This window comes from Limosilactobacillus fastidiosus (assembly GCF_014145505.1).
GTDB classification, from domain to species: Bacteria; Bacillota; Bacilli; order Lactobacillales; family Lactobacillaceae; genus Limosilactobacillus; species Limosilactobacillus fastidiosus.
In genome coordinates, this window is record NZ_JACIUZ010000021.1 from 1 (window position 1) to 10,539 (window position 10,539).

The 10,539-nt window shown below is 36.2% G+C and carries 15 protein-coding genes and 1 pseudogene; 15 read left to right on the forward strand and 1 reads right to left on the reverse strand.

The window, feature by feature from the left end:
• Positions 1 to 167: 167 nt before the first annotated feature.
• From tnpA to H5R64_RS02335, 15 genes and pseudogenes are all read left to right on the forward strand, one after another.
• A complete protein-coding gene (gene tnpA, locus H5R64_RS02270; RefSeq protein WP_182580307.1) occupies positions 168 to 632 on the forward strand; it encodes an IS200/IS605 family transposase in 465 nt (154 codons plus the stop codon).
• 194 nt (positions 633 to 826) lie between these two features.
• Positions 827 to 1,804, forward strand: a complete 978-nt coding sequence (comGA, locus tag H5R64_RS02275) for a competence type IV pilus ATPase ComGA (protein WP_182580304.1) — start codon at positions 827 to 829, stop codon at positions 1,802 to 1,804.
• Positions 1,722 to 2,792 carry a competence type IV pilus assembly protein ComGB gene (comGB, locus tag H5R64_RS02280; protein WP_182580302.1) on the forward strand — a complete coding sequence of 357 codons (1,071 nt, stop codon included), beginning with the start codon at positions 1,722 to 1,724 and terminating at the stop codon, positions 2,790 to 2,792. The genes comGA and comGB overlap by 83 nt, the downstream gene beginning before the upstream one ends.
• Before the next feature lies 1 nt (position 2,793).
• The gene (gene comGC, locus H5R64_RS02285; RefSeq protein ID WP_182580301.1) at positions 2,794 to 3,096 is read left to right on the forward strand and encodes a competence type IV pilus major pilin ComGC; all 303 of its coding nucleotides are present in this window, start codon (positions 2,794 to 2,796) and stop codon (positions 3,094 to 3,096) included.
• A complete protein-coding gene (locus H5R64_RS02290; protein ID WP_182580299.1) occupies positions 3,093 to 3,524 on the forward strand; it encodes a type II secretion system protein in 432 nt (143 codons plus the stop codon). The genes comGC and H5R64_RS02290 overlap by 4 nt, the downstream gene beginning before the upstream one ends.
• Complete coding sequence (locus H5R64_RS02295; protein WP_182580297.1) at positions 3,511 to 3,801, forward strand: type II secretion system protein; 291 nt, start codon at positions 3,511 to 3,513, stop codon at positions 3,799 to 3,801. Before H5R64_RS02290 ends, H5R64_RS02295 begins: the two co-directional genes overlap by 14 nt.
• A pseudogene (locus H5R64_RS08700) lies at positions 3,798 to 3,866 on the forward strand (prepilin-type N-terminal cleavage/methylation domain-containing protein); the annotation flags it as partial. The gene H5R64_RS02295 and the pseudogene H5R64_RS08700, both read left to right, overlap by 4 nt.
• Positions 3,867 to 3,977: 111 nt before the next feature.
• The gene (locus H5R64_RS08600; protein ID WP_231797902.1) at positions 3,978 to 4,265 is read left to right on the forward strand and encodes a hypothetical protein; all 288 of its coding nucleotides are present in this window, start codon (positions 3,978 to 3,980) and stop codon (positions 4,263 to 4,265) included.
• Positions 4,216 to 4,473, forward strand: a complete 258-nt coding sequence (locus H5R64_RS02305) for a hypothetical protein (RefSeq protein WP_182582685.1) — start codon at positions 4,216 to 4,218, stop codon at positions 4,471 to 4,473. Before H5R64_RS08600 ends, H5R64_RS02305 begins: the two co-directional genes overlap by 50 nt.
• A gap of 61 nt (positions 4,474 to 4,534) precedes the next feature.
• Positions 4,535 to 5,563 carry a class I SAM-dependent methyltransferase gene (locus tag H5R64_RS02310; RefSeq protein ID WP_325064701.1) on the forward strand — a complete coding sequence of 343 codons (1,029 nt, stop codon included), beginning with the start codon at positions 4,535 to 4,537 and terminating at the stop codon, positions 5,561 to 5,563.
• A 15-nt stretch (positions 5,564 to 5,578) separates the two neighbouring features.
• Entirely contained in the window at positions 5,579 to 6,778 is a 1,200-nt protein-coding gene (locus tag H5R64_RS02315) for an acetate/propionate family kinase (RefSeq protein WP_182580291.1), read from the forward strand.
• Positions 6,779 to 6,868: 90 nt separating this feature from the next.
• Positions 6,869 to 7,480: a metallophosphoesterase gene (locus H5R64_RS02320; protein ID WP_182582687.1), complete on the forward strand. Its 612-nt coding sequence runs from the start codon at positions 6,869 to 6,871 to the stop codon at positions 7,478 to 7,480.
• A 53-nt stretch (positions 7,481 to 7,533) separates the two neighbouring features.
• Positions 7,534 to 8,085, forward strand: coding sequence for a YutD family protein (locus H5R64_RS02325; protein WP_182580287.1), 552 nt, complete (start codon positions 7,534 to 7,536; stop codon positions 8,083 to 8,085).
• Positions 8,075 to 8,851 (forward strand): TIGR01457 family HAD-type hydrolase, encoded by a 777-nt coding sequence (locus H5R64_RS02330; protein ID WP_182580285.1) that lies wholly within the window; start codon positions 8,075 to 8,077, stop codon positions 8,849 to 8,851. The genes H5R64_RS02325 and H5R64_RS02330 overlap by 11 nt, the downstream gene beginning before the upstream one ends.
• Complete coding sequence (locus tag H5R64_RS02335; RefSeq protein WP_182580283.1) at positions 8,851 to 9,474, forward strand: TIGR01906 family membrane protein; 624 nt, start codon at positions 8,851 to 8,853, stop codon at positions 9,472 to 9,474. Before H5R64_RS02330 ends, H5R64_RS02335 begins: the two co-directional genes overlap by 1 nt.
• Here H5R64_RS02335 and H5R64_RS02340 read toward each other — a convergent pair.
• Positions 9,448 to 10,089, reverse strand: a complete 642-nt coding sequence (locus H5R64_RS02340; RefSeq protein ID WP_182580308.1) for a VTT domain-containing protein — start codon at positions 10,087 to 10,089, stop codon at positions 9,448 to 9,450. The two genes, H5R64_RS02335 and H5R64_RS02340, sit on opposite strands and share 27 nt — an antisense overlap.
• Between the last annotated feature and the right edge of the window lie 450 nt (positions 10,090 to 10,539).

Below are 10,539 nucleotides of genomic sequence, written 5' to 3' on the forward strand. Positions count from 1 at the left end.
ATTAATGCCTTTAGGCCTAGTTGAGCATGCGAACGGAGTGAGTATGCGAAACAAAAAACCACCTGCTTTGCGGGTGGGGGATAAGATTATATAAATAAAGACCTCTTTTGCCTTAAGATGTAGGTGTTCAAGCCAAAATCAAATAAGGGAAAAGAGGTTTAATTAATATGGCTAATAAACTAAATAGTTTAGCCCATACGAAGTGGTTATGTAAGTATCACATCGTATTCATTCCAAAGTATAGACGGAAAATAATTTACAATCAATATCGGAAAGATTTACGAGATTATATTAGATTACTATGTCAGTATAAAGGAGTAAAGATTATTGAAGGACATTTGATGCCTGATCATGTTCACTTATTAGTAAGTATTCCACCGAAGTTAAGCGTTTCGCAATTTATGGGATATTTGAAAGGAAAAAGTGCATTGATGATGTTTGATCATCATGCCAATTTAAAGTATAAATTTGGCAATCGACATTTTTGGGCAGAAGGTTATTATGTCAGCACAGTAGGATTAAATGAGTCCACCATCAAGAAATATATTCGTGATCAAGAGAAACATGATATGGTAGTCGATAAATTAACAACGATAGAATACTCGGACCCTTTTAAGGGTAAGGTGAAGTAATACTAACACTGCTTAAAGCAGTAGCGAAGTAGTCAGAGCATTTTGGCTTGGACGAAGGAAAAGCCAGCGCCTTGAGACGCTGGCTTCTCTTATCGGCTTTTAGCCGAAGAACAAACCACCCGTTTCACGGGTGGTTATGATTTTAAAAATAGAATTTACCCTCAATTACGTTCTTTTATATTGGAGGTGAAGAAATGGAAAGATTCCGTAAGTTGATAGAAGAGGCGATTAAAGACCGAAGTTCAGATCTCTTTATTCTTCCGTACCAAGATAAGTACCGTCTTTTAACTTGTGTTCAAGGAGAAAAAAGGTGCGTTACTGAATTATCTGCTGAGGTTGGTCAACAAATGATTACCTATTTTAAATATCGGGGGAATATGACTGTTAGTGAACATCGTCGACCACAAATTGGAGCACTGAAGTGGCACACCAATAATAAGACAACAGTTGATTTACGTTTATCGACTGTTGGTAATTTTCGTTCGCAGGAATCAATGGTCATTCGTTTTATTTACTCTTTAGCAGAGCTTGAGTACCGATTAAACTTGCCCGAACAATGGGAGAAAATTACCAAATTAACTCATCAGCGGGGATTGATTTTATTTGCCGGACCGATGGGATCAGGAAAAACAACAACCATGTACCAGTTAGCGAAAGGATTAGCTAGCAAAGAACTTGTAATGACAATTGAAGATCCAGTAGAGATTGAAGAAGCTAATTTTTTACAGTTGCAGGTTAATGATAAGGCTGGAATGGGATACCAAGAACTGCTAAAAGTTGGTTTGCGTCATCGACCAGATGATTTTATTATTGGTGAAATTCGTGATAATAAAACGGCAAACTTAGCAGTACAGGCGGCCTTAAGCGGGCACTTGGTATTAGCGACTGTCCACGCCACAAATGCTTTTGGTGTAATTGCAAGAATGCGCCAATTAGAGGTTGAAAAATATTATCTTCAGCAGTGTTTGACAGGAATTTGCTATCAGAGATTATTGCCCCTTTATAACGGAACGGCCCTCTTATTTGATTTATTAATGGGAGAAGAGTTATTAGTTGCAGTTGAGGAAGGAAAAAATCGGGGGATGAGTAATGAATGGCAACGACAAGTTGAAAAGTTATATCGAGAACGGCAATTATCGTTGGCAAATTACGAAAAATTCAAGAATGGTTAAGTTTCGTCACCATGATCAAGCTGAATGGCTACTATTAATTGCTGATTTATTACGAAGTGGTTTTTCTCTCCGTCATGCGGTTGAGTTTTCGGGAACTATTTTAAAAAGGCACCAGTTAATTTTTCACAAAATTAATATTGCTATGGGTGAGGGAAAAACATTTGCAGATTGCCTAAAGCCTTATATTAAACCAAATTTGTATTATCAACTCCTCCTTGCAGAACGACACGGCAGTTTGGAAGAGTGTTTACAGGAAGTTGGAAAATTGATGGTTCTTCAGGAAAAACAACGACAAAAGTTAATGACGTTGTTACAATATCCATTAATTTTAATCTTCTTATTAGTGGGGTTAATGGTGGCGTTAAAGTTCTTTGTTTTCCCAGAGCTTTCTCAGTGGCAAGGAGGAAATCATGAAAGTTCTGAAAATTATTATTTGCTTGAAATGTTTGCTTATTTTGGTGGTAGCTTTTTCGTATTAGGATGTCTAACGGTATTACGCTGGGTAAGGTTAAATCAGTTACAGAAAATAAACGCTCTTTGTTCGTTACCAATAATTGGAAAGTGCTATCGGTTATACTATGGCTATTATGTTGTGACTAACTTGGCGATGATGATTCGTCATGGCTTAACGATTAAGGAGATTTGTTCAATTATTGAGGAAAATCAAAAACAAAGTTTCTTGTCGTTATTGGGGAAAATTACCAAAGATGCTGTAAATCAAGGACAAAAATTAGAGACCATTTTTCATGATGTACATTTCTTGCCAGATGAACTCAGGATAATTGTGGAAAAGGGATCAACATTATCAAACTTAGGACAGGATTTAACCGCATTGGCTAACATTTTATTTCAACGACTTACTAAACGAATAGAGCGACTATTAATGCTTATTCAACCAGTCGTCTTTGGGGTAATAGCCTTAGTTATTATCGGTCTTTACTTGCGATTGCTATTACCGATTTACGATTCAATGCAGGGGGTGATCTAATTTGTTAAAAAAGCGTGAAGCATTTACCTTACTAGAAATGTCAATTGTTTTATTCATTATTAGTCTGTTAATTTTAATTATTTTACCTAATCTAACCGCGCAGCGAAAAAGTGCCAAGCGCATTCATCGCGATGCGATGGTATCCGTGGTTCAGACACAAGTTGATGAGTATGAAAATGATGGTGGTAAAGAAAATGTTAGCTTAGAAGAGTTGAGGGAGGCAAAGTATCTAACAGCTGCTCAAGTTAAAAAAGCTCATGAACAACATATTGTAATTGTGGATGGGAAGGTTATCAAACGGTGAAACGCTGTGGTTTTACTATTCTCGAAACAATTATTGTTTTAGTATTAACCGCTTTAATCGTAACCTTTTCGTTCCCTAGTCTTAGTCGGAGTCGACAAGTAGTGGCTGAACACGAATTTTGGAATGATTTTCGTCAGGAATGGCAAGCAGCTCAGGTTCGTTCTAAAACTAGACATATTGAAACAGCAGTAACATTTGATTCATCAAGTTACCAAATTGAATTTGCTTGGCTTGAACACTACCAACCAGTAAAAAAGAGGTTAACTGTTCCAGAAACACTATTGGTAAGAAAGTTTGATGACTTTGAAATGCATGAAAATGGTTATACAAAACCCCGTACTCAAGAGTTTCAATCGTCAATTAACGGCACAACATATTTAATGCGGATCCAGCTTGCTTGGGGAGGATATCGAATTGAAACAAGGTAAAGATAAAGCATTTATTTTGGCGGATAGCCTTATTGCCCTCACAATTATTTCACTTAGTATTACGTTTACCCTTGTTAGTCATGAATGCTTAATCCAGCAAAGTAAACGGCAGCAAGTAAATTTAGTAGCAAGCCGAATGGCTAAGGAGGCAACTGATGAACTGGTTGCAACTAACCGACCAGTATTTATTAAACAAAATGAATTTAGTGCGGTTGCTTCTCGAAAGGGTGTAAACGTTTATCGATATCGTCAGCCAATTTTTGAGGTAAGAAGATGATTAAAAGAGCTTTTACTTTAGTAGAATGCCTAATCGTGCTAATTATTATGTCTCTTATAACATTATTGCTTTCTCTTCAAATTAGGGTCATTAAATCGACTACTACTAAGTCTTTAGAAAGGCCTCTTGATTGGTATATTTGTCTTACAGAGCTAGAGTCTCAGGATCATCGATTCATGCTTGAAAAGGTTTCAAACCAAAAGTTACAGTTAATTAGTCGTTCTTCTGGATTAACTTATGAGCTTTATGGAACAGATCGACTCTACTTAAGTCGGGCTAATCGGGGTGGTTATATGCTACTTTTTAGTGATATTAAGTCTGGAACAGTAATGTTTAATGAATTAGCTGGTTCACGAGTCAAAATTCAAGCGGAACGAAAAAACGGTCAAAAATTAATTGGGGTGGTTAAGTTTTATGAGAAAACAACAAATAAAGACTCGTCCAGGATACGCTCTGCTAATTAGCTTAATTTTATTGACTCTTTCGGCCGGGGTAGTAGTTTTTGAATTTCGGTATCAAAAACAGCAATCAATGGTTAATCATGAATTAATGTTAAAATTTCAAAGTCAAATTAGACAAAATCTCGATAAGTTAAATGATAATTCAAGAGAAAAAGTTCCCAATTTAGAGGGTGAATCTGGAAAAAAACCATTAAATAATGTTCGGTTGTAAAGCGTTACCTTGAATTTAATAGACATAATCGTTAAACTTAAAGATGGATGATTGTAATGTAATGGAGGTGACCATATTGTCACAACAATCAGTTCAAAAGTTGTTTGAGTTGTTTGATCAGGGAACGATGCTTTTACAATCTGCATTAAATAGTTCATACTTAGATGCAATGTTAGAAAACGCGGAGAACATTATTGATAATAATACTGTTCGTGTAGAAGACGGTGTTCCTGATAAAGAAACTCAAGAAAAGTTAGCGAAAATCTATAAGCAACTTGATCTTAAAAATGTTAATGCGGAAGCAATTCGTCAATTAATTCAATTGAGCTTTTTAAAGGTTATTCGAAAAGATGCCATTCAGGCAAATCATCAAATGACACCAGATACAATTGGTCTTTTGATGGCATTCTTGATTGAAAAGGTAACTAAAAATACTAAGATTAAGACAATTTTTGATCCTGCGGTTGGTACGGCTAACTTATTAACTACCGTAATTAATCAGCTCGATAAAGATGAACACGAAAATATTCAAGGCTTTGGGATCGATAATGATGATTCGATGTTAAGTGTGGCAAGCGTGAATGTTGCATTGCAGCACGCTAATGTTGACTTGTTCCATCAAGATTCCATCAGCGCTCTGGATATCCCACAATGTGATTTGGCAGTTAGTGATTTACCAATTGGTTATTACCCGCTTGATAATAATACTAAAGACTATCAAACTCGTGCAAAAGAGGGACATTCATTTGTTCATCACTTGTTAATTGAACAATCGATGAATTATCTAAAGCCAGGGAAATTTGGTGTTTTCCTTGTTCCAAGTAGTTTGTTCCAAACTAAGGAAGCAGAAGGGTTTATTAAGTGGGTCCATTCTGTTGCTTACCTCCAAGGATTCGTTAATTTACCAGCTGAACTATTTGCTAATCCGGCTGCACAAAAGTCGATTTTATTGTTGCAGCGACATGGAGGAGATAGTAAACAAGCTGCCAAGGTTCTCCTTGGTGAATTTCCATCTTTCAAGGATAAAAATAAGTTTGCCAGTTTTATGCAGGAAATTAATGATTGGGTTACAACAAATATTAATAAATAAAGGGGACGTTATCAGATGTCAAAGACAATTGCAGTTAATGCCGGAAGTTCAACGCTAAAATTTAAGTTATTTGATATGCCAAGTGAAGATGTTGTTGCTGAAGGAACAATTGAACGAATTGGCGAAGAAATGGGCCACGCAAAGATTAAGTATGGTGATGGTCAAAAGCATGAAGAAGAACGTGCTTTTGCTGATCACGGGATCGCTGTTAAATATTTGCTTGATCAATTAATTAATCTTGATATTGTTAAGAGTTACGATGAAATTACTGCAGTTGGTCACCGGGTAGTTGCTGGTGGTGAATACTTTAAAGATTCTGCAGTAATTAACGATGATGTAATTGCAAAGATTGATAGTTTAGCTGAATATGCGCCATTACATGATCCAGCTGAATTGGTTGGGATTAAGGAATTTCGGAAGGTCCTACCCAATGCGTTTGCTGTTGCCGTATTCGATACTTCTTTCCATGTGGATATGCCAAAGATGAACGCACTCTACAGTGTTCCTTATGAATGGTATGAAAAGTATGGTGCACGGAAGTATGGCGCTCACGGTACTAGTCACCGTTATGTCGCTACGCGTGCGGCTGAAATGCTTGGTAAGCCATTGAAGGATTTAAAGTTAATTACAATGCATATTGGTGCAGGAGCTTCCATTACTGCTGTCAAAGGGGGAAAGTCCTATGATACTTCGATGGGATTCTCTCCACTAGCCGGCATTACAATGGCAACCCGTTCAGGGGATGTTGATCCATCCTTAGTTACTTTTATTCAAGAAAAGCTTGGTAAGACTTCTTCAGAAATGATTGATATTTTAAACCACGAATCTGGAATTAAAGGGATTTCTGGCATTTCTCCGGATATGCGTGATATTCTTGCTGCTGCCGATAAGGGTGATAAGCGTGCACAACTAACTCTTGATATTTATGTAAACCGGATTGTTCGTTATGTTGGCGCCTATATTGCTGAAATGGGTGGCGCAGATGCAATTGTCTTCACTGCGGGTGTTGGTGAAAACAGTGTTCCAATTCGGAAGATGGTTACAGATAAGCTAGCTTACTTTGGTATTAAGATTGATCAGGAAAAGAACAACTGCCATGGGGTGGAACGTGATCTTTCTACACCAGATGCAAAGATTAAGACGCTATTAATTCCAACTAACGAGGAATTGATGATTGTTCGTGATATTGAACGCTTGAAGAAACAAAGTAAGTAATTTATTATAAAATCGGTAGCTAAGGGAGAAATGATACTCACTTAGCTACCGGTTTCTTTTTATTTAAATTAAAGATAAGGGGTGAAGAAAATGCAATTTGTTACGGCTGATACTCACTTTTTGGATGAGCACCTGTTAGGAATTGATAAGTTTGCACCACGACCATTCCTGACGGTTGAGCAAATGGATCAGGAAATTGTTCAGAATTGGAATGAACTAGTTGGTGAAAACGATACTGTATATCATCTTGGTGATATTGCTGTTTATTTTGCTAAACCTCAATCAAAGGCATATGAAAAGATTTTTGAAATTCTTAACTCGTTAAATGGCCACCTAGTCTTAATCAAGGGAAATCATGATAACCGAGGATTGTTTAAATACTTAGCGAAGAATAATTATTTCTTTGAAGGAAAACCTAAATTTTCCTTTCATGATGTTGGCGTGTTATTAAAGTATGATCACTGTCAATATTATTTAACACACTATCCTATGATGTTAGGAATTGCACCACAAATTATTAATTTGCATGGACATATTCACCATTATGCAGTTCCGGCAAAAGAAAATATTAATGTGGGAATTGATTCGCCGGAAATTGACTATTTATTACCAGAAAGGGTTTCATTTGGAGCGCCACTAAGATTTTCCCAAATAGAGAAAATTGTAAATGGTAAAGCAGATGATTTTACAAAACGTGCTTAGGATCATGGTATGATGTTAACTAAATAATACGAATAGGAACTGGGGTGAAGTGGTTGAATCGAACGAAAATTCAAGAATATATCAATCAACGTGAAGAACAACGGGTTGATTTATACCATTATGAAGCACAAAGCGGGAATAATTTTCTTTTAAATGGTCATCAATACAAGTTACTAAAAAATTATCGTGATGGGTTTGATGGTGAGCAATTAGCTGCTCGCTTTAGTAATATTTTGAATAAGTATGATTATATTGTTGGCGATTGGGGATATGATCAGCTGCGATTAAAGGGATTTTACGATCCCGGAAATCCACTGTTTCGACCAGAACAAGGAATTGATACAATTGAAGATTACTTATTCGAGGATTGTAATTTTGGATGTCCATATTTTATTGTTCAAAATTGTGACGTTCGTTTGCCTAAACGTCGTAGCCGACGTCATCGCAAAGGACGTTCACCAGTAATTAAAGAGCGACGGCGGCAACTTCATCAGCCAGAACCACGAAAACGACACCACCAATCAGCAAAAAGGGTTAAGGCTGGTAATCACCAGCAAAAATTTGTTATCCACCAACGAGTAAAGAGGAATCAGAATGAAAAGTAAATATCAAGGCTACTTCATTGATCTTGATGGGACAATGTATAAAGGAACAAAACGAATACCAGCAGCTCCAAGATTCATTAAACGACTTCAAGATGCTAAAAAGAAAGTATTGTTTGTGACCAATAATAGTACACGTTCACCAGAATTTGTTGCGAATAATTTAATTACTAATCACGAGATTAACGTAAAAAGTGAGAATGTTTATACAACTGCACTGGCAACGGCTGATTATTTAGATCAGATTGCTGGTGAAAAGCGCAGAGTATATGTTGTTGGCGAAAGTGGATTGCGGGATGCACTAACAAATTGCCAATTTAAGATTACTGCGGAAAAACCAGATTATGTAGTTGTTGGATTAGATTCAAAAGTAACCTATGACAAGTTAGCGACTGCCGTTCTACTTATTAGAGCTGGGGCAACTTTTATTGGGACTAACTCTGATAGTAATTTGCCTAATCAACGGGGGATGGTCCCTGGAGCTGGCTCGTTGATTAAGCTTGTTGAATATGCTACCCAAAAGAAACCAATTATGGTTGGTAAGCCGGAGAAAATTATTATGGAGATGGCCTTGAAAAAAAGTGGCCTTACTAAAGAGCAAGTTGTAATGGTGGGTGATAACTATAATACGGATGTTAAGGCGGCTATTAATTTCGGCATTGATAGTTTATTAGTATACTCAGGACTATCTACAAGAGAGGAAGTCAGTAAAGAAAAAATACAACCTACTCATCAGGTCGATAGTTTAGATAAATGGAAGGTTGAATAGTGAAGGTAACAATAAAAAGCATCTTGTTAGTATTAGAATATTTTCTAGCGGCAACTTCGATTGCAATAATAGTTGCAACTAATGTATCTATTTTTTTACTTTATCCTTTTGAAAGGGGAATAGATTGGGAGAATGTGATAATTAACTATCACCGACTATTGATATATCTTCAAGTTCCAGGAATTTATCACCTTGCCTTTCAGCACTTACCAATTAGTAATAGTGCGATTGCACATTTTAGAATGATTCGTCATCTGTTGATTGCTAATGAAGTGTTATGTGTTACTAGTTGGGGAACGATTATTATAAATGACAGGTACGAAAAAAAGCGAAATCAACTATACTTGTTGATTTCGCTTATTGATTATCTATGTTTTACGTTGTTAGTAATGGTAGGACTAGTAGTAATTGATTTTAATAGAGCGTTTATTGCATTTCATCGTTTAATGTTTAGGGATAGTAATTGGATTTTTAATCCATCTACTGACCCAATTATTAATGCGATGCCGCCAAATTTCTTTTTAAAGCTATTTTGTATTTGGTTTGCAATTAGTATTTTGATCCTTATTGGGTTTAGAGTGACCAACAAGCGAAGGTTACTTCGTGGTGAATTTTGCTTTTAGGTAGCTAACAACAGCTGGAATCAATGTAACGATGATAATAGCGATGATGATTACAGAAAAATGCTCCTGAACGAAAGGAAGATTACCAAAGAAGTAGCCGGCTGTGCAACAGAGTACAACCCAAGAAATACAACCGATAGCACTATAACGGATGAATTTTCTATAGGGAAAACCAGATCCAGCAGCAGCAAACGGGGCAAACGTTCTAATTATCGGCATGTAACGGGCGAGAATAATTGCTGGTGCTCCATGCTTTTCAAAAAAATGTTCAGCTTTTTCGAGACTATCTTTATCAATTAATTTTCCGAATAACGAATGATTAGATAAGCTTTTACCAATTCGGTGACCGATATAGAAGTTTAATGAATCGCCAAGCATACAAGCTGCTAAGAAGACAAAGAGAAATATCCAAATGCTAAGATGATATTGTAGATTTGCTGCCAATGCACTTGCAGCAAATAATAATGAATCACCCGGCAGAAATGGAAGAATTACTGCACCAGTTTCAATGAAGATAATCGCAAAAAGAATGAGATATGTTGAATCACCAAAGTTATTTACTATTTGAATAAGGTGACTATCAATATGTAAAACGAAATCGATTAGTGTTGAGATCATTGACTAACTCCTTTTTTATCACAATACTTAGTAAGTTTATCAACCGTTGCTAGCTTTGTGAAGAGCTATTTAGAGGCTTTTATAAAGTTTAATAATATGGAAGAAGGAATTATGAGATCTTTTTTTAAAAATATGTTGACAGAGCATTGAGAACAAGGTATAGTAATTAACGTTGTCAGCGAGGCAATGAATGAATTTCAAAAAAAGAAATTAGTTGTTGACTTAATTGGGACAGCATGATATATTATAAAAGTTGCTTGTTGAGTTCGGCTTTTCAAATTAAACAAAATAATTTGAAATTAACTGTTGACATCAAAATGAGTAAGTGCTATAATAATTAACGTTGCTTGGCTGCTTAGCTAAGCAAGTAGACCTTTGAAAACTGAACAAAGTTTCGACGAATCAAATGTGTAGGGTCTTCAATCATTACGATTTGAAGCAAAAACA

Excerpts from the sequence above, each read along its gene's own strand:
- tnpA (WP_182580307.1), top strand. The coding sequence starts at position 168 with ATGGCTAATAAACTAAATAGTTTAGCCCATACGAAGTGGTTATGTAAG.
- comGA (WP_182580304.1), top strand. The coding sequence starts at position 827 with ATGGAAAGATTCCGTAAGTTGATAGAAGAGGCGATTAAAGACCGAAGT.
- comGB (WP_182580302.1), top strand. The coding sequence starts at position 1,722 with ATGAATGGCAACGACAAGTTGAAAAGTTATATCGAGAACGGCAATTAT.
- H5R64_RS08600 (WP_231797902.1), top strand. The coding sequence starts at position 3,978 with ATGCTTGAAAAGGTTTCAAACCAAAAGTTACAGTTAATTAGTCGTTCT.
- H5R64_RS02305 (WP_182582685.1), top strand. The coding sequence starts at position 4,216 with ATGAGAAAACAACAAATAAAGACTCGTCCAGGATACGCTCTGCTAATT.
- H5R64_RS02310 (WP_325064701.1), top strand. The coding sequence starts at position 4,535 with ATGGAGGTGACCATATTGTCACAACAATCAGTTCAAAAGTTGTTTGAG.
- H5R64_RS02315 (WP_182580291.1), top strand. The coding sequence starts at position 5,579 with ATGTCAAAGACAATTGCAGTTAATGCCGGAAGTTCAACGCTAAAATTT.
- H5R64_RS02320 (WP_182582687.1), top strand. The coding sequence starts at position 6,869 with ATGCAATTTGTTACGGCTGATACTCACTTTTTGGATGAGCACCTGTTA.
- H5R64_RS02330 (WP_182580285.1), top strand. The coding sequence starts at position 8,075 with ATGAAAAGTAAATATCAAGGCTACTTCATTGATCTTGATGGGACAATG.